Source organism: Cumulibacter manganitolerans (assembly GCF_009602465.1).
GTDB classification, from domain to species: Bacteria; Actinomycetota; Actinomycetes; order Mycobacteriales; family Antricoccaceae; genus Cumulibacter; species Cumulibacter manganitolerans.
This window is the reverse complement of sequence record NZ_WBKP01000028.1, coordinates 1-17,779: the sequence shown is the minus strand read 5'-3', so window position 1 is coordinate 17,779 and position 17,779 is coordinate 1. Positions and strand designations below refer to the sequence as shown.

16 protein-coding genes are annotated in these 17,779 nt (G+C 62.4%); 8 read left to right on the top strand and 8 right to left on the bottom strand.

The genetic code is table 11. The features are described from left to right. Positions 1-29 precede the first annotated feature (29 nt). From F8A92_RS11250 to F8A92_RS11225, 6 genes are all read left to right on the top strand, one after another. Positions 30-1,265 (top strand): glycosyltransferase family 4 protein, encoded by a 1,236-nt coding sequence (locus F8A92_RS11250; protein ID WP_153505259.1) that lies wholly within the window; start codon positions 30-32, stop codon positions 1,263-1,265. Continuing rightward, the gene (locus tag F8A92_RS11245) at positions 1,258-1,878 is read left to right on the top strand and encodes a GNAT family N-acetyltransferase (RefSeq protein ID WP_194291457.1); all 621 of its coding nucleotides are present in this window, start codon (positions 1,258-1,260) and stop codon (positions 1,876-1,878) included. Before F8A92_RS11250 ends, F8A92_RS11245 begins: the two co-directional genes overlap by 8 nt. After that, positions 1,871-2,998, top strand: a complete 1,128-nt coding sequence (locus tag F8A92_RS11240; RefSeq protein WP_153505257.1) for a polysaccharide biosynthesis C-terminal domain-containing protein — start codon at positions 1,871-1,873, stop codon at positions 2,996-2,998. Before F8A92_RS11245 ends, F8A92_RS11240 begins: the two co-directional genes overlap by 8 nt. After that, entirely contained in the window at positions 2,995-4,125 is a 1,131-nt protein-coding gene (gene wecB / locus F8A92_RS11235) for a non-hydrolyzing UDP-N-acetylglucosamine 2-epimerase (protein WP_153505256.1), read from the top strand. The genes F8A92_RS11240 and wecB (F8A92_RS11235) overlap by 4 nt, the downstream gene beginning before the upstream one ends. Continuing rightward, entirely contained in the window at positions 4,122-4,700 is a 579-nt protein-coding gene (locus tag F8A92_RS11230; RefSeq protein WP_153505255.1) for a DapH/DapD/GlmU-related protein, read from the top strand. Before wecB (F8A92_RS11235) ends, F8A92_RS11230 begins: the two co-directional genes overlap by 4 nt. A gap of 548 nt (positions 4,701-5,248) precedes the next feature. Continuing rightward, entirely contained in the window at positions 5,249-5,911 is a 663-nt protein-coding gene (locus F8A92_RS11225) for a glycosyltransferase family protein (protein WP_153505254.1), read from the top strand. A 91-nt stretch (positions 5,912-6,002) separates the two neighbouring features. Here the strand turns inward: F8A92_RS11225 and F8A92_RS11220 are convergent, their stop codons facing one another. The 8 genes from F8A92_RS11220 to F8A92_RS11185 all read right to left on the bottom strand — a co-directional run bounded on the left by F8A92_RS11220 (position 6,003) and on the right by F8A92_RS11185 (position 15,994). Next, positions 6,003-7,340 carry a hypothetical protein gene (locus F8A92_RS11220; protein ID WP_153505253.1) on the bottom strand — a complete coding sequence of 446 codons (1,338 nt, stop codon included), beginning with the start codon at positions 7,338-7,340 and terminating at the stop codon, positions 6,003-6,005. Positions 7,341-7,487: 147 nt separating this feature from the next. Further along, the gene (locus F8A92_RS11215; RefSeq protein WP_153505252.1) at positions 7,488-8,777 is read right to left on the bottom strand and encodes a lipopolysaccharide biosynthesis protein; all 1,290 of its coding nucleotides are present in this window, start codon (positions 8,775-8,777) and stop codon (positions 7,488-7,490) included. Then, positions 8,777-10,081, bottom strand: coding sequence for a nucleotide sugar dehydrogenase (locus F8A92_RS11210; RefSeq protein ID WP_153505251.1), 1,305 nt, complete (start codon positions 10,079-10,081; stop codon positions 8,777-8,779). Before F8A92_RS11210 ends, F8A92_RS11215 begins: the two co-directional genes overlap by 1 nt. Before the next feature lie 4 nt (positions 10,082-10,085). After that, positions 10,086-11,087: a Gfo/Idh/MocA family protein gene (locus F8A92_RS11205; RefSeq protein ID WP_153505250.1), complete on the bottom strand. Its 1,002-nt coding sequence runs from the start codon at positions 11,085-11,087 to the stop codon at positions 10,086-10,088. After that, on the bottom strand, positions 11,084-12,172 hold the full coding sequence (locus F8A92_RS11200; RefSeq protein ID WP_153505249.1) for a DegT/DnrJ/EryC1/StrS family aminotransferase: 1,089 nt from the start codon (positions 12,170-12,172) through the stop codon (positions 11,084-11,086). The genes F8A92_RS11205 and F8A92_RS11200 overlap by 4 nt, the downstream gene beginning before the upstream one ends. Further along, complete coding sequence (wecB, locus tag F8A92_RS11195; RefSeq protein ID WP_228389382.1) at positions 12,169-13,227, bottom strand: non-hydrolyzing UDP-N-acetylglucosamine 2-epimerase; 1,059 nt, start codon at positions 13,225-13,227, stop codon at positions 12,169-12,171. Before wecB (F8A92_RS11195) ends, F8A92_RS11200 begins: the two co-directional genes overlap by 4 nt. A gap of 15 nt (positions 13,228-13,242) precedes the next feature. Continuing rightward, positions 13,243-13,839 carry an acyltransferase gene (locus F8A92_RS11190; protein WP_153505247.1) on the bottom strand — a complete coding sequence of 199 codons (597 nt, stop codon included), beginning with the start codon at positions 13,837-13,839 and terminating at the stop codon, positions 13,243-13,245. A gap of 112 nt (positions 13,840-13,951) precedes the next feature. Beyond that, complete coding sequence (locus F8A92_RS11185; protein ID WP_153505246.1) at positions 13,952-15,994, bottom strand: acyltransferase family protein; 2,043 nt, start codon at positions 15,992-15,994, stop codon at positions 13,952-13,954. Positions 15,995-16,230: 236 nt separating this feature from the next. Between F8A92_RS11185 and F8A92_RS11180 the strand changes: the two genes are divergently transcribed. After that, positions 16,231-16,842 (top strand): hypothetical protein, encoded by a 612-nt coding sequence (locus F8A92_RS11180; RefSeq protein WP_153505245.1) that lies wholly within the window; start codon positions 16,231-16,233, stop codon positions 16,840-16,842. 298 nt (positions 16,843-17,140) lie between these two features. Further along, positions 17,141-17,671, top strand: coding sequence for a metallophosphoesterase family protein (locus F8A92_RS11175; protein WP_153505244.1), 531 nt, complete (start codon positions 17,141-17,143; stop codon positions 17,669-17,671). Positions 17,672-17,779: the final 108 nt, after the last annotated feature.

Here is a 17,779-nt window from a genome sequence, read left to right as displayed (position 1 = left end):
TGCGGTCGACCTTTCGTGAAGGATTGTGGATGAAGATCGGCCTCCTCACTCAGTGGTACGCTCCTGAGTCCGGTCCGGCCGCCCTGCCGACCGGTCTCGCGGAGGGCCTGGCTGCGCGCGGCCACGACGTACGCGTACTCACCGGCTTTCCCAACTACCCGCACGGCCGGATCGCGCGGGGATACAAGCAGCGTCGGCGCCTGGATGAGATATCAGACGCCATCCACGTGCGTCGCGTCGCACTTTATCCAAGTCACGATGCTTCTGCTTTGAGACGCATTGCCAATTACGCCAGTTTTGCCGCCTCTGCCGTCGCCTCGGGCCTGGATGTTCTTGAAGACGTCGACGTGTTATGGGTGAACTACTCGCCGGTGACCGTCAGCCTGCCGATGTTCCGTCTTCAGCGGCACCGCCGGATTCCCGTCGTCGTGCACGCACTCGACCTCTGGCCGGACACCGTTACTGCCAGCGGCCTCGGCGGTCGACTAGGCAAGCCGATCGGGCGAGTATTGGGGTCGTGGTGCAGCCGTATCTATGATGCCGCGGATGTGGTTGCCTACATCTCACCGGGCGTCGGTGACTTGCTCGAATCGCGGGGAGTCAATCGCGCGAAGCTCGCGTATGCGCCGATGTGGGCCGACGAGTCGGTACACGTCCCACTCGAGCCACCTAAAGAACGGCGTTGGGATCTGCGGGATAACACTCTGGCGATTGTCTACGCAGGCACGCTTGGTGGAGCGCAGGATCTAGACACCCTCATCACGGCGGCTCCTCGCATCACCGATGTCGACGTGACATTTCTGATCGCAGGTTCTGGCACGCACGAGTCACAGCTGCGTGAGCGGGCCGAACGGGCCGGCGCGACGAACGTCCATTTTCTGGGCCGCCTAGACGCCGAAGACATGCGCGCGCTGAACGCCGATGCCGACGTGCACTACGTCGGGCTGAACGACCACCCGCTCGCGCGCGTCACCATGCCAAGCAAAGTTCAGGCAGTGCTCGCAACGGGGCGTCCGATTATTGGGGCACTGGTGGGGGACGTTGCGGACGTCGTTAGGCGCGGCGGCGGATGGGTTGTCGCTCCGGGCGACGACGTTGGACTAGAGAAGCACCTCCGCGAGATTGCCGCGAACGGCCGTGGGGCGCTCGCGGAGCGAAGCACGCAGGCGCGACTGCTATATGACGCCGAATTCAGCTACAACCAAGGTATTGAGCGTATCGAGACGCTCCTTACCGCGGCCGCCAATCGGAGGACGAGTGACTGATCTTGCTTTTCGCCCACTCCAATCTGAGGACGTAAAGCGTTGCGCGGAGCTGCACCTACAGGCCTTCCCCGACTTCTTCCTCAGCCAGCTCGGACCACGCTTCCTGCGCGAGTTCTACCGCGGTTTCCTCGACGACCCTGATGCTGTCACCGTGGTCGCGGAAACAGCTGGCGGGGATGTCACAGGCGTCGTCGTAGGAACCCTGGAGCCACGGGGATTCTTCTCGCGGTTGCTGAAACGACGGTTCGTGGGGTTCGCAGCCGCCACCGCGTTGGCGGTACTCCGGCGGCCAAGTAGACTTCCACGACTCGTGAGGGGACTGGTATACCGAGGGCAGGTTCCGCTCGATGTGGGCGGGGCCTTGCTCAGCTCGATATGCGTCGATCCGAGAGCACAGTCGCGAGGTACAGGAACCGAGCTCATCACCCGGTTCGAGGCGATCGTGCGCAGTTGTGAGATGGGTGCCTACCTTGTGACAGATCACGTCGACAACGACAGCGCGAACGCTTTCTACCTTCGTAGCGGCTGGAAGCTAGCAGGGGAGTACGACACAACCGAGGGACGGCGAATGAATTGCTACGTCCTTCTTGCGCGTGAGGATCACCATGAGTAAGCGGAGAGTCGCGGTCACCGGCGGCTTCGGATTCCTCGGATGGCATACCGCGTGCCGATTACGCGCGCTTCACGACATGCAGCCGGTGCGGTTGGGTCGTGAGGCATTTGCCGACCCAGCACGCCTTGCCTCGGCGCTGGAGGGAGTAGACGCCGTCCTTCATATCGCGGGGGTCAACCGCGCCGCGACAGTCAAGGAGGTGGAGCAAGGCAATATCGCGATCGCAGGTGCCCTGGCGCAGGCTTTGAACGCAATAGGTCAGCCGGTGGACGTGGTGTACGCCAACTCGGTCCAAGCGGAGGTGGACAATCCGTACGGACGCGGTAAAGCGCGGGCCGGCGAGATCCTCGGCGAGGTCGTCCGCGCAGCAGGGGGTCGTTTCGCGGACTTGCTCCTTCCGAACCTCTTCGGGGAACACGGACGGCCGGCGTACAACTCCTTCGTGGCTACTTTCGCGGACGATGTCATATCGGGTCGTACCCCAACAGTCACCAATGACAGAAAGATCCGGCTGTTGCATGCCCAGGATGCGGCTCGGGCGTTGATCGGCGCGCTTGGATTCGACGGGCGCCAGGTGGTCGAGGCCGACTCGATCGGTATCGGTGAGGTACTCACGTGCTTCGAGGAGTTCCACGAGCTATATGCCCAACGAGGCGAGGTGCCAGACATCTCCACCGCGATGCGCCGTAACCTTTTCAACACATACAGGGCGGCAGCCTTCCCGACTATGTGGCCGATATCGCCGTCGGTGCACAGCGACAACCGCGGTCGCCTATTCGAGACGGTTCGTGTACACGGCGGCACCGGCATGGCGTTCATGTCCACTACGCTGCCCGGCGAGAAGCGTGGCGAGCACTACCATCTGCATAAGGTCGAGCGCTTCTTCGTCGTTAGGGGAGAAGCCGAAATTGAGCTTCGGCGTCTGTTTCACGACGAAGTCGTGAGGTTCCGTCTGAGCGGAGACCAGCCTTCGTTCGTGGACATGCCTACGCTCTGGGTGCATAACATTCGCAACGTCGGTGACAGTGAACTGGTCACCATGTTCTGGGCCGACAAATTGCTAGACGTGACCAGCCCAGATCAGTACCCCGCGACGGTTCATCAGGAGACAACGGCATGAAGGTTATGACTGTTGTCGGTACCCGTCCGGAAATCATCCGGCTGGCCCGTGTGATCAAGCGGCTCGATGACACGGAAGGCATTGAACACGTCCTGGTGCACACCGGTCAAAACTACGACTACTCGCTCAACCAGGTCTTCTTCGACGACCTCGCATTGCGCGCTCCCGACCACTACCTGCAGGTCGATACGTCCAGTCTCGGAACAGTTCTCGGCGGTGTTATGACCGGAATCGAGAGGGTGCTGCTCGAGGAGGGTCCGGACGCCATGCTGGTGCTTGGTGACACCAATTCGTGCATCGCCACGGTCATGGCGAAGCGTATGGGCGTTCCGACTTATCACATGGAGGCCGGTAACCGGTGTTTCGATGAGAACGTGCCGGAGGAGACGAACCGTCGCCTCGTCGACCATGTCGCCGACTTCAACCTGGCCTATACCGAGCATGCGCGGCGTAACCTGTTGGCGGAGGGCCTGCACCCCCGGCGGGTCGTAGTTACCGGCTCCCCAATGCGGGAGGTGCTGGAGGCGTTCCGTGAACAGATCGAGGCCTCTGATGCCGTGGCCCGGCTGGGCCTAGTCCCCGGGGAATACTTCCTCGTCAGCGCTCATCGGGAGGAGAACGTCGATCTGCCTGAGCGCCTGGCCCAGTTGCTGACATGCCTCGTTGCGGTGAGGGACAGGTTCGGCAGGCGCATCATCGTCTCCACGCATCCGCGCACTCAGAAGCGACTCCAAGCTTTGAATACCGGCCTCGATCTGGCAGGCATAGATTTCATGGAGCCCTTTGGTTTCCACGACTACAACAAGCTCCAGCTAGCAGCTGGTTGCGTTCTTTCAGACTCGGGCACTATCTCCGAGGAGTCTTCGATCCTGGGCTTCCCGGCGGTCACCCTGCGGGACTCAATTGAGCGTCCCGAAGCCCTGGATAGCGGCTCGATCATCATGACGGGACTGGACGTGGAAGACGTAGTGCGCGCGGTGGGCATAGCGGTCGCCGACGGGCCCATTGAAAGCTCACATCCCCTTGGGTACGAGATCGGCGACACGAGCAACCGGGTGGTGCGCTTCATCGTTTCGACTGCTGGCCGTCACCACCACTGGGCCGGCATAAGGAAGGGGAGCCGATGAAACGCGAACTTCGCCTGCGACTCAGAAGGATCCGCAACCGGATCCATCGGTTGGGAAAGCGTCTGCGCTACGTCGACTCGACCACGTACGTTCACCGCAGTACCCGTGTCGCGCGGGACGTGACGATTGGGGAGTTCGGGTTCGTGGGGCCCGGTTCGCAGATTGATCCCGGCGTCGAACTGGGGCGGTACGTCATGCTGGCGTCACACGTCGCCATCGTCGGTGACGATCACAACTTCGACATTGTCGGTGTACCGATCCAGTTCGCGGGAAGACCGAAACAACAACGGACGTTCATAGAGGACGACGTATGGGTCGGTTATCGAGCGATCGTGCGACGCGGTGTACGGATCGGCCGGGGCGCCATCGTCGCGGCGAACTCAGTCGTAACCAAGGATGTGCAACCCTACGAGATCGTTGCGGGCATCCCGGCGCGCCACGTCGCCTGGCGGTTCGCCGATCCCGCACAGGTCGCCAGGCATGACGAGATGCTCCGTAGCGCGCTCGTCGAACCGTCGTTCGCGCCGCCGTTAGGCGTTCATCTCACCGGTGTCCACGACACCGTCGGCGACTGAAGGAAATAGCTATGGCGTCAGTTCAGCGAAACCAATCGCCCGGGCACGTTTGCATCGTGACTTCAGCGCATCCTTGGGATGACGTTCGTGTGGCGAGCCGAGTAGCTTCCGCGTTCATGCAAGCTGGTTACAGGGTCACGTGGGTCGGTCCCGACCTCGCCGGATCGTCGGGCCCGGAGGCGAAAAGCCAAGACATGACTTATCGTCTTTTTCCGACGGGTAGAAGCAAGATGGACCGCCTCAAAGGTGCATCTCGGGCAGTACGGGCGGCTCGGCTGGTTGGTTCGGTCGATTGGTGGTACACGCCTGACCCCGACGTCGCCGCAAGGCTACCGAAACTGGCTAAGGGACGCGGCGGCCGGACTTTGTTCGACGTGCACGAGAGTTATCATGGGACACTTTTGAACCGGTGGTACCCTGGTACGCCCCCGAGCGCGGTGCGTGAATTCCTGCGGAAACGCATCGCTAGGACATGCGCCACGGTAGATCTAGTCATAGGGGTAAGTGAACCGGTTATCGCACAGTACTGCGCAGCCCAGCCCAACGCCGTGATCGTTCGAAATCTCGCCCCTCCGTGGTTCGGTACGGAGCAACCGTTGCATCGCGACGGCGTCGACGGCGGCGACGGCGGCAAGCTTAAAATCATTCATGGCAAGGCGTCATCGGGTAACGGTACCCTTCAAGTAATCGACGCTCTCATATCGCTACCGACCGAGTATCAGCACAATACCGAAGTGCTAATGCTCGAGGTAGCATCCACTCCGGAGTCGATCAAAGAACGAGTGGCGGCAAGCGCCGCGGATCTGCCGCCGGGCACACTCAAGATCATTCCAGGTATACCGCATGAGGCGATGGGGAATCTCCTCGCACAGTTTGATGTGGGACTTATTTCCTACCAGCGCGATTTGGGCTACGAAAGCCTGCCGAATCGTCTGTTTGAGTACATGGCCGCCGGACTGGCTACTCTTGCGCCATCGTACTCGCCGGAAATTGTCAAAATTCTGGACTCCGAGGGTATCGGTGTGGCATTGGATTTCGAGTCATCTCAGGCGATAGCGACCGCAATTCGGTGGTGCCAAGATCACCTGGATGTGGTGCGCACCATGGGCGTCAGAGCTAGAAGCGCCTATTTCTCGCGATACACGTGGGATACGGAAGCAGAACGCCTTATAGCGGCCATGAGCGAGACGCGTGAAAATCGGGGTCACTAGAATTGGTGTGTCGGAGCAAGGGGCACGTGCCATCAAGTCGGCCGATCTGGCCGTCGGCTCTCGATCAGTTCGCTTCTCGACCGCTTCGGTCTCACGCGCGCCGGTGATGGCTGGAGACATTTCGTCCAAGCGACCGCGGTGCCTTCGGCGAGGAAGTCCAGCCAGTCCTCGGTAGAATGATACCGAGAACCATAACCAGAGCCATGCCCTGAGAGAGGATCGCAGTAAAAGCGCTGACATTGCACAGCGAGAGTGTAGGTAGAGCCAACATGCTGCACGCGATCGGCATCGGAAGATGACGAAGGCTTGCGTCTAAGAGCCAGAGAATCAAGACGAATACTAGAGTTTCGACCACCATTCCGGCATACCCTGCATTGGCGAAACCATCGGCGAAGAAGTTCGCGTTCGCGGAAACATCTGGATTTCCGTTGAATACATCGCCAACGTAGAAGGCTGGTGTCCGATCATAGGGGCTGTCGGTGAAAGCGCCTATTAGTGCTGTGAAGGCGAAGTGTGCCTTCGGCTCCCCGTCGAAGATGGCGAAATACGCTGACACCAGTGCGCCTGGAATGAGTAGCAATCGCTGCACAAAGATGACGGTAAGGTCCCCGCTGTTACGGATTTGGTCTAACACGATCGTCGCAACTGTGACGCCGGTAATGCCGTACAGGATCGTCGAGCCGGCGATCCGCCGTCGGTGACGGTACGCGGCCGCGATTGCTAGGACTGCCAAAGGTGACAATATAGACATCTTTTGACCGGCGGTGGAATACAGCAGTACCTGCCCTAAAAGGCCCGCTGTGAACAGTCCCAAATTCCTTCTGAAGATCCCCCGGGCCATAAGTAGTGGGTTAATTACGTATGATTGCAGAGTCAACAAGTATCCGATAGCTCCGGCGGAAGCAACTAGATCTCGATACCCGAAGCGAATGTCTCTTACGTCCGTCAGCCCCACCAGGCGAATTTCCAGCCCAGTCGTCACGGCGAGATAAATGTAGGTCGTGGCGCTGAACCCGACGATCAGCCCCCAAGCAACTGCGGGAGGGACGGTTTTAATGCGCAGGGTGAACCGGGGACCGTTTCGAGTCGCCGAGATCGCTAAGAAGAAGCAGGCGCACACCGCAACCGACAGCGCTACAGCTTTCGCGGGGGTAACTATTTCGGCATAATGCGCAGCCGTAACGGTAGGGACGACGGCGAGCACGTAGACACACCAAAGGACAAAGTCGCTAGGTCTCGTCACCCTTCGAGGAAGCGCGAGCGAGAGCGTTACGACTCCGGCGATGGTTGCGACATAAGCCAGGTAGTCTAAATCCGCTCCATCCCTCGCGAGGAAGCCTAGGTACCCGAAGGTGGGTGCCGTGAAAGTTGTGTAGGCATGCTGCAACAGGAGGATGTAGGCGACGATCACTGGGAAGCGCAATAGCACTTCTGGAGTGTACGCGTGGGGGTCCACGTAGTCCTCGGCGGCGCGGTTGCGAGGCTCGAATGTCCACGCCGCCGCGGGAGCGGGTCCAGCATATGTAGCGGCTCTCCTCCGAAGGCTCATGCCGACCGCGAGTCTCTCGGCACGTTCCTATTGGCGGTCGTGGTGGCGGTGTTCGGCTCGCAAGGTTCGGCGGCTGAGATCCCAGGACAGGGCATACATCGTTGTGAGCGCAAGGCACAGTGCCCAGACGACAGCGGTGGCAGACCCCCCGGCCTCTCCTGTAGCGATGACCGTGCCTCCGACGGCGAGCAGTCTGCCTGTGTCCCAAGCGAGCTGCAGCCTATTGCGCTCGAAGACGATCAGGGTTTGTGAGAGCGGCGAGGCGATCAACTGTGCGGCTAGTGCTATCGCCAGCGCCTGGGCGAACAGTCCGCTTGTCCGCCACTGTTCGCCGAAGATTGACCCGAACGCGAGGGGACCGAAGGCCAACAGGATTAGCGCGAATACGGTTCCCACGGCGAAGAGAGCCTTGGACGCCTTCCAAAAGTAATGGCGCTCTCGACCGCTGACCTCGCGTCTAGTTCGCGCGACCTCGCTCAGATAGACCTGTGCCACCGAGAGGCCGATCAACGTGACGGGTGCGGCGAGCACGCGCTGAGTGAGACCGAACCAGCCCACCACTTCGCTGCTGAAGTAGTGCGCGATGATGAGTACGGGAGCCTGAAGACCCAAGATGCTGATCGTCCCGGCCACCGCAAGAAGGGCTGGCACGTGACGGTAACGCCGCAATGTCTCCCGGACGAGCCGGAACTGCCGACCTGCCGCGGCATCGGCTCCACCGAGTCCCGCCCCCAGAAACAAGCTGAATGCACCGACTACCTGTCCCAGTGCAAAGCCTACGACCAGACCCCAGACGCCGTAACCCAGAATTCCGGCCACGATTTGCAAGCCCAAGGTCGTGCAGGTCATGACTACGTTGCGCCGGGCGATCGCGGTGAATCGACCCCCGCGGATGGCCAGCGCATTGAGCACGGAGAAGCACGCCATTGCGGATGCCATGACAGGTGTGACCCAAAGCCATGTGCCGACGACACGCTGATTGAGTGCCTCGCCGATCGTGGGCCCTACTAGGTAGAACACGACGGAGAGCGCGCTACCGAGCACCATCGATATGACGATGCCCGCATGCACGATCGCGTAACTCGACGCCTCACGTTCCGGTAGTGGGACCGCCAGTTCAAGGCGTAACGACATCAATGGCGCCAGCACCATTGCGATGGCTGCGAGGACAGTGAAGGACCCGAAACTCGAAGGGTCGAAGAGCCGGGTTATGACCGGGGACAGGATCAGCGTGAGTGCATTGCCGAATCCAGTTCCCAGGAGCAATGCCAAGAAGCCGCGACGCGCTCTGGAGCCGGCCAGCAGCCTGCGTAGCATTATCGCGCAGCGACGGTCGGTCTGCCGATTACGACGACGGTCACGTCACCCAACTGGCCATCACGCAGGACATTTCGGCCATCGAGCACCACTGATGCGCCTGGAAGGTCGTCTGGTGAGAGACCCTGATATTCCCGGTGGTCGGTTTGAATAACGGCGGCGTCTGCTTCGTCGCCGAGATGAAAGGGTCGGAAACCGAGCGCCTCTAGCTCTTCGTCGTCATACAGGGGGTCCTGGACTGCCACGTGGGCGCCGGCCTGCTGTAGCGAGCGCACCGTTTCGAAGACTCCGGAGAATGCGGTTTCCTTGACACCTCCGCGGTACGCGGCTCCCAGCACGGCGACTCGTGCGCCAGCGAGCGACCCGAAGGTCTCAGCCAGTCGGGTAACAGCATGGGACGGCATGTTCGCATTCTCCTCGCGCGCTGTCTCGACGACCGTGGCGTGTGGGTCATTCGAGAGGTAGAGGCGCGGGTACACCGGGATGCAGTGGCCGCCGACGGCGATTCCGGGACGGTGGATGTGGCTGTAGGGCTGGCTGTTGGACGCCTCAATCACCTGGTAGACGTCTATCCCGGCAGTCTCTGCGAACTTCGCGAACTGATTCGCAAGACCAATGTTGACGTCTCGGTAGGTTGTCTCTGCCAGCTTGGCCATCTCTGAGGCTTCGGCGCTCCCGAGGTCCCACACGCCGTTCCCTCGCACCAGGTCTGGCCGCTCATCAAAGTCGAGAACGGCTTCGTAGAACGCCCGGGCCTTCGCTGCGCCGATCGACGACAAGCCGCCGATGAGCTTCGGGTACTTCCGAAGATCCTCGAAGACCCGTCCTGTGAGAACCCGCTCAGGAGAGAAGACTAGGTGAAAGTCCGCACCTTCCGTCAGCCCGCTAATCTCTTCAATCATTGGCTTCCATCGCGTGCGCGTGGTACCTACGGGGAGAGTGGTCTCGTAGCTGACGAGCGTCCCGGGGGTCAGGTTCGCCGCTAGGTCCCGGGTGGCGGAGTCCATCCAGCCGAAGTCGGGGTTGCCGTCGTTGTCGACGAACAGTGGAACTACGACGACGATCGCGTCGGCGTGAGGAACCGCGTCCGCATACTCAGTCGTGGCACGGAGACGTTTTGACGGCACGAGGCGAGCGACATGCTCAGCGAGGTGAGCTTCCCCGGGGAACGGCTCGTGCCCGGCGTTGATGGTCGCCACCGTGTCGGAGTTTACGTCGACTCCGACGACCTCATGGCCCTTCCCGGCGAACTGGGCAGCGAGTGGGAGACCGATCTTGCCCATGCCGATGACAGCGATCTTCATACGGTTAGAGCTCCTGATCGATAACGACGGTGCGCTCTTCGCGAGCGGACTCAATGCAGGCGTCAGCGACCAGCACCGTGCGCATGCCTTGTCGCATGGTAACGATGTCCTGGCGCGTGCCACGGACGGCGTCACGGAAGGCCTCATGCTGCACCTTCAGTGGTTCAGGTTTCGGAATGGCGAAGCGGGTGCTGTTGCCCTCGGTCACGCCGCGGAAGGACGCGATGCGGTCCCATTCGGTCGCTACGAGTCCGTTCTCGTGAAAGGTCAGATCTGCGTTAAGCGTATCGGCGATGAAGGTGCCCTTCTCACCGGTAACCACCGTAAGTCGCTCCTTAAGCGGCGAGAGCCAGTTGACGAGATGGCTCACAACGGTGCCATTCAGCGTTCTTGCGGTCACGGAGATAAGGTCTTCGTGCGGGCGGCCGCTCTTGTGAGCGGTATGGGCAGACACTGACTTGTAATCGTCCTGCAGCACCCATGCGGTGAGATCGATGTCGTGTGTGGCGAGATCCTTCACGACACCGACGTCGGCGATGCGATTGGGGAAAGGGCCCTGGCGACGAGTTGCCACCTGGTAGATATCTCCAAGCTCGCCCTCATCTAACCGTGCGCGTAATGCTACGAGGGCCGGATTGCACCTCTCGATGTGGCCGACCGCGTTGACTAGTCCGGCATCTTCGAAAGCGTCGACCAATTGTTTGCTCTCGGCCGCATTGGTGGCCAAGGGCTTCTCGATCATGGTGTGCACATTGGCGGAGGCCAATTCCAGTCCGGCCTCAAGGTGGTACATCGTGGGCGTCGCCACGACCGCCATGTCGATCCCGATGGAGACCATCTCGGCGACCGTGGCGACGACCTCTGCTTGGCCAGCCATCCCGTGCTTGTCGCCCGCGGGATCCGCGACCGCGATCAACTCAAGCCCCTCGATCGAGCGGAGCACACGAGCGTGGTGGCGGCCCATCATGCCAATACCGACCAGACCAACGCGTAAGTCCGACATCATGCGCCCGCCTTGGCGAGAGTATTGACAGCACGGACAATTCGCTCGAGTCCGGCCTGATCGACCGAGGGATGCACCGGGAGTGAGAGGCACTCGCGGGCGGCAGCGTCGGTTTGCGGGAGGTCGACATCGACTTGGAATGGAGCGAGTCGGTGGTTGGGAACTGGGTAGAACATGCCTGAACCGATGTTGTACTCGGACTTCAGAGCGGCGGCGATCTGATCACGGCCCTCGGGGATACGCACGGTGTACTGGTGAAAGACATGCACGGCACCGTCGGCGACGCGCGGTGCCTCGACGCCTTCGAGATTCGCACTGAGGAAGGAGGCGTTCGATTGTCGCGTGGCCGTCCAGGCGTTCACCTTCTTCAGCTGCACGCGGCCGATCGCAGCATGGATATCGGTCATTCGGTTATTGAATCCGACGACCTCGTTCTCGTATTGGCGCTCCATGCCCTGGTTGCGGTACAGACGAAGGTTGCGCTCTATCCGTGGGTTGGCGACCGACACCATGCCGCCCTCGCCCGAGGTCATGTTCTTCGTGGGATAAAGCGAGAACATCGCGAAGTCGCCGAAGGCGCCCACCGGTGTGCCGTTGAGCGATGCTCCGTGGGCCTGGGCGGCGTCTTCGAACACGCGAAGTCCGTGCCTGTCGGCGATCGCCTTCAAGGCAGCCATGTCGGCGGGGTGTCCATAGAGGTGGACCGGCATGATGGCCACGGTACGGTCGGTGATCGACGCCTCGACGCTCGATGGATCAAGGCAGAACGTGGCTGGATCGATGTCTGCGAACACGGGCGTCGCGCCCGTGAGGGCAACCGAGTTCGCGGTCGCTGCGAATGTGAAGGACGGGACGATCACTTCGTCACCGGCGTGCACACCGGAGGAGAGTAGGCCCAGATGTAGGCCCGACGTGCCCGAGTTGACGGCGACACACGCACGGTCGAGCCCGAAGTGTGCGGCGAACTCCTGCTCGAACGCAGCAACTTCAGGTCCCTGGGCGATCATGCCGCTACGCATAACGCGGTCCACCGCTTCGCGCTCCTCGTCCCCGATGATCGGCTTGGCGGGCGGAATGAAGTCATTCATAGCTTGCTCCTGAACGCTTGGATGAGGGTCTCGATCACCATTGCGGCAGCGTGCCCCTCACCGTAAGGCTTTCCGCGGGCAGCCGTTGGGCGTGGGCGCTCTACGCTGGCAAGGAGACGGCTCGGGTCATTCACCAGCTCGTTCCACGAGTGCTCGAGCGTCTCGACCCACTCGGTCTCAGGGCGCACGGTGGTGGTGGGCACACCCAACAAGAATGCCTCCTTCTGGAGGCCGCCCGAGTCGGTGACCACATGACGCGCGGCAGTCACTGCTTGAACGAGCTGGCGGTAGCTGAGCGGTGGAACCGTGGTAATCGCGCCGACGGCCAGCTCAATGCGATGGTGGGCGGACTTCGCCACCAGTCGGGGATGGGCAGCTAGATAGACGCGCACCGGGGATGCGGCTAAGGCTTCAACAATTGCACGCAGCCGCATTGGATCATCCGTGTTGGCTGGGCGATGGATCGTGGCAATGATGTAGTCGCCGGTCGGCGGGATCGGGGATCCTGAAGGCGAGTCGCGGAGCGACTCGGCGGTCGCGAGGAGGACGTCCGTCATGACATCTCCCACGAGAACACTGCGGGCCGCGAGACCTTCATCGCGCAGGTGGCCCATCGCGTTCCAAGTGGGCGCAAGGCACAGATCCGCACTGTGGTCGGTGAGCACGCGGTTGTGCTCTTCCGGCATGCCGCGGTTGAATGACCTGAGCCCGGCCTCCAAATGAGCCAGCGGAATGTGAATCTTGACCGCACAGACAGCGGTGGCAAGCGTGGAGTTGGTGTCGCCGTACGCGAGTACCCAGTCCGGTCGAACGTCCTGCATGACCGGTTCCAAGTCGGCGAGCATTCGCCCCGTTTGAGCGGCGTGAGAAGCGGAACCGACGCCCAGGTTGATGTCTGGGGTCGGAATTTGAAGCTCATCAAAGAAGGATTCCGACATGCGCTCGTCGTAGTGCTGGCCGGTATGCACGACGAAGTGTTCAACTCCGGCTGCGGCCGCCGCGTGAGCGATTGGAGCAAGCTTGACGAACTGCGGCCGCGCGCCAACGACACTCATTAGTTTCATTCGCGCTCAGCTTCCCTCTACAGCCAGCACGCCGTCTGTCTCGATGTAGCGTGTGCCCGTGTCGGGACACGCGAAACGGCCAGGCGACTCTTCCCGCAGTCGGTGACCTGTCCTACCAACCCAGCCCACCCGTCGTGCCGGCACACCGACGATGAGCGCATGGTCGGGGACGTCCTTTGTGACCACGGACCCTGCAGCCACGAGGGCCCAGGCGCCGATCGTTACGGGCGCAACGCAGACCGCGCGCGCCCCGATCGATGCACCGGTTGCGATGTGGACGCCCGTAGCATCCCAGTCGGATGCCGATTTGATGGAGCCGTCGGGGTTGACGGCCCGCGGATAGGTGTCGTTCGTGAGAACGACGGCGGGGCCGATGAACACGCCATCCTCAAGGGTCGCCGGTTCATAGAGCAAGGCGTAATTTTGGACCTTGCAGTTGTCGCCGAGCGTCACGCCGCTGCCGATGTAGGCGCCCCGGCCGACGATGCAATTGCGCCCCACCCGAGCATCTTCCCGAATCTGTGCCAGATGCCAGATCGTGGAACCCTCTCCGATGGTGGCACTCTCGTGGACTTCGGCGCTGTCGACGATGCGGACAGACAATCTGCAACCCCTCCAACATGCTCGTCGACACCTCAGGGTTGAGAAGCCGATCGGAACAGATTGTTACAGACGTCCCGCGGCCCCCGTCCGTCAGGAGCAACTCCGCAGCAGTTCAGGCCGCAAGCATCTGCCTCAAAAACGGTGCCAACTCGACGCTGGCGAACGGCGAGATATGACGACCATCCCGATATACCCATTCACCCGACTGAAAGGCGCTGCACTGACCTGACGGACAGAGCCGATCACGCAGGTCGACCAGTTCCACACCAGTGGACGAACTGGCGCCTCGGATGGCCGCGAGTACGGAGTGCTGGGCAGCGTCCATCGTCGCGCGGCTGGCCGCCGGAGCGCACCAACTCGGGCCGAGCAGTGTGCTGATGGTGGGGCAGTTGTCCGGACGCCAGTAATCATGGGCACCGAGAAGGAAGTGCGGGATCACCTGCATCACGATCACCCGATGTCCTGCTGCCTTGAGGCGCGCGATCGCGGCCTTGAACCCGTCCGCCCAGATACTTGCTTTTAAGCGCGTGTTGTAGGTGAGCTTGCCATCGGGGCCGGCTAGAGCAATGGCGGGATCGTCTATTTGGTTGCCGGCGGCCGCGGTGATGACGGTCGCGGGCGCCGCATGCTCTAGGTCGCTCAGTGTCCGCTCGACGTAATGAGAACAGGCTGTGCTGTCGAATCGCGGAGCAATCACGGTTGCCTCGACCAGAGGGCAACTGCTGCGAGTGGTGACCAACAGCTGCTCGCCGGTTCGTTCGGCCGCCTTTACCAGCCCATCCGAGTACATGGCCGCGTTTGAGTCGCCTACCAGGTATACCGCGCCGCCGGTCCCGGTGGCGTTCCACTCACAGGCGGTGCCGACGACCGTCGACGGTGCGGCGCCTTCATGACAGCCAGCAGCGTAAGAGATCGGCAATGGCGTGGTTTGCGCCAACATCTTCTCGACCGTCGGTGACCACCAGTGGTTTCCTGCGCCAAAGGTAAGCAGAATTGCAGCCGCGGTGCTCATCGAGATGGCGGTAGACGCGATGATCGTCGGTCGGAGAGACCCATGCGATCCACCGGTTCGATACTGAGCCTCGACATGCTTGTATGACAACCACGCTGGAATTAGCGATGCACCGGCGGCCACCGTCGCGTTCACGACGGAGGGCGGCAGTAGAACGGCCGTGAAGCTTATGAACGGCCAGTGCCAGAGATACCAGCTATAAGAAAGGTCGCCGACCCAAACCAGTTGGCGAAACGGCGGCCACGCAGGTCCTACACTCCCTGCCCAGATGGCGACCGCAGTGCCGACAACCGGGAGCAACGTTGCGGCACCGGGATGCGGCGTAGCTTCCGTCAGCGCGAAAGCGGAGACCAGGACGGCGACCACGCCCCCCACTGCAGCAGTGCGGCGAGTTGCGGCATGACGGAGTGCCGTGGACATTCCCGGCCGGCAGGCGGTCGCGAGGAGCGCCCCGACACCGAACTCCCACGCACGCGTCGGTGATGCGTAGAAAGCCAGCCGTCCAGGTGCCGACAGCCCGCCGCTCACTACGCCGGTGACCATCAGCTGCGCGAGCGCAAAGCTGAGGAGCGTTCCAATGCCTAGCACGATCTGCACCGTTCTGACCGAAGTGCGCACCTTCCAGGCGACTAGCACGAGCACCGGAAAGACCAGGTAGAACTGCTCCTCAACTGACAGGGACCATGTGTGTATCAGGGGATAGGTACCCACGGTCGGGTCGAAGTAGCCGGTCGGGAGTCGATACGCCTCCACGTTCGCAATCCAGAAGGTCGCGTGCAAAGCCATCCGCGTCGTTGACTGTTGAGGCCCGAGAGGCGACTGCAGCAGGATGCTCGCCAGGCACACGGTGGTCAACAGCAATGCGAGCGCCGGCAGCAGACGTCGCGCCCGGCGTCCGAGAAACACGGACAGAGAGAACGTCGACTTTCGATCGAGCTGACGGAGCAGACCGGTCATGATGACGAAACCGGAGATGACGAAGAAGACATCAACGCCGAGAAAGCCGCCAGGCACGGGCAGTCCAGCGTGGTAGGCGACCACCATCAAGACCGCAATGCCGCGCAGTGCTTGGATGTCGAGGCGACGTTCGTTCCGGGCCATAGCGTCGGCTGACTCCAGTGTGGGGTCCTTCAGCGCGCGCATGATTCAGGAGCATACGGCGCACTTCTCCGGAGGCCGCAGCAGCGCCTCCGAATCACTCGCTAATAAACCGCCCAAGGATGTCCAAACACGTCGTTCGGTGTTTCTACCTGGTCGGGATGAGACGGTTTCGTGTGGCGTATTGGGTCAGCACCGCGGCTACGCCTGACGAGTAGAGCAGCCGCCCGACGGGATAGCGCTCGCCGGCGGCACCCCGCGAGGACGACGATCGCGTCGGCGTGCGCCGGTCGGTGCTGCGCCGGGTGGACGAACAGCGGGACGACCGCGACGGCCCAACCCCCGATCAGCAGCGCCACGGCGGCGATCGTCTTCCTCGGCAGCTTCACGCCCGCGACTGTAGTGGCGAGCTGGCGATGCCGTCGTCCGCCGCTCAGCCCCGCGCAGCCACACTCATCGTGCGCAACTCATTTGCAACACGGGCACCGATTTGCGTGTCGGTCGTTGATTCGGTCGGCCGACCAGGTATGGTCGGTTCAAGCCTTGGGGAAGGCGATACGGGGGAACTTCATATGTTGCATCTTGCTTTGGGGAAAGCTGGGCGCGCAGGTCGCGGGGGCTACCTGGCGCTGGCGGGCATCATCGTCATGCTCGTGCTCACCGTGCTGGCGGGGCCGGCCTCGGCCGCGGACGGGCGCACGACGGGCACCTCGGCGGCCGTTGTCACCGACCGTTCTGATCAGGCGGAGGCCAGTAGCTCGAACTCGCCGAGTGGCGCGCGGCAGCAGGCCCAGATCGGCTCACCGGGCGCGATAGTCGCGCTGGCGGGCGTCGAGGTCCTGCTGCTCGGCGGCTTCTTCCTTTACAGCGCGCACCGCCGGCACCGGCACTGAGCGTGGCCGCGCTCCTCGTCAGCGCGCGGGTTCGTTCCTGAAGGGGAACATCGGCGGCTTCCGGCGTCTCGACGTCGCTTCGCCTATCGGCTCCGCTCGCTCGACGACCATCGGAGGAAGTCGACGATGACCATGGGACAAAGTCGACGTCGACCGTGGGATGAAAGCGGACGTCGACCATGGGATGAACGTCGACGGTGACCGTGGGATGAAGTCGACCTCGACCAGTGGACGGAGTGGACGTCGACCGTGGGATGTGCTCGGTATCTCTCGGGCGGGTGCGGTTACGTTGGTGAGCATGCCGTCCTCGCCGGTTCGACTGCTGCTCATCGCGGACACCCATGTCCCGCGTCGCGCTCGCGCCCTCCCGGCGCAGGTGTGGCGCGCCGTCGAGCAGGCGGACGTCGTCCTGCATGCGGGGGACTGGCAGGTTGCCGAGCTGCTCGACGAGATGCAGGCGCGGGCCCGGCGGCTAATTGGCGTCTGGGGCAACAACGACGACGAGCTGCGGCGCCGACTGCCCGAGACGACGGTGGTCGAGATCGACGGCGTCCGGATCGCGCTCACTCATGAGACGGGTGCGGCCGGCGGCCGGGAGAAGCGGATGGCGGCGATGTTCCCTGACGCGCACGCCCTCGTCTTCGGGCACAGCCACATCCCGTGGGACAGCGTCGCCGGCGAGGACACCGCGAACCCCGGTCTGCGACTGCTCAACCCCGGATCGCCGACCGACCGACGGCGGCAACCGAGCTGCACGATGATGACCGCCGAGGTCCGAGACGGCCGCTTGGACGGCGTACGGCTCGTGACCGTGGACCGCACACCCTGAGCTGCGGGCGTCTCGACGTCGCTTCGCCTAGCCTCGATGTTTCACGAGGGGCGGCTGGCCTGTCGGTGTGGCCGGGCTGGCCGGGTGGTGGCGGCGGGCGTGGGTGAT

Coding starts and splice junctions, on each gene's coding strand:
- F8A92_RS11250 (WP_153505259.1), top strand. CDS start 30: ATGAAGATCGGCCTCCTCACTCAGTGGTACGCTCCTGAGTCCGGTCCG.
- F8A92_RS11240 (WP_153505257.1), top strand. CDS start 1,871: ATGAGTAAGCGGAGAGTCGCGGTCACCGGCGGCTTCGGATTCCTCGGA.
- wecB (WP_153505256.1), top strand. CDS start 2,995: ATGAAGGTTATGACTGTTGTCGGTACCCGTCCGGAAATCATCCGGCTG.
- F8A92_RS11230 (WP_153505255.1), top strand. CDS start 4,122: ATGAAACGCGAACTTCGCCTGCGACTCAGAAGGATCCGCAACCGGATC.
- F8A92_RS11215 (WP_153505252.1), bottom strand. CDS start 8,777: ATGCTACGCAGGCTGCTGGCCGGCTCCAGAGCGCGTCGCGGCTTCTTG.
- F8A92_RS11210 (WP_153505251.1), bottom strand. CDS start 10,081: ATGAAGATCGCTGTCATCGGCATGGGCAAGATCGGTCTCCCACTCGCT.
- F8A92_RS11205 (WP_153505250.1), bottom strand. CDS start 11,087: ATGATGTCGGACTTACGCGTTGGTCTGGTCGGTATTGGCATGATGGGC.
- F8A92_RS11200 (WP_153505249.1), bottom strand. CDS start 12,172: ATGAATGACTTCATTCCGCCCGCCAAGCCGATCATCGGGGACGAGGAG.
- wecB (WP_228389382.1), bottom strand. CDS start 13,227: ATGAGTGTCGTTGGCGCGCGGCCGCAGTTCGTCAAGCTTGCTCCAATC.
- F8A92_RS11185 (WP_153505246.1), bottom strand. CDS start 15,994: ATGCGCGCGCTGAAGGACCCCACACTGGAGTCAGCCGACGCTATGGCC.
- F8A92_RS11175 (WP_153505244.1), top strand. CDS start 17,141: ATGCCGTCCTCGCCGGTTCGACTGCTGCTCATCGCGGACACCCATGTC.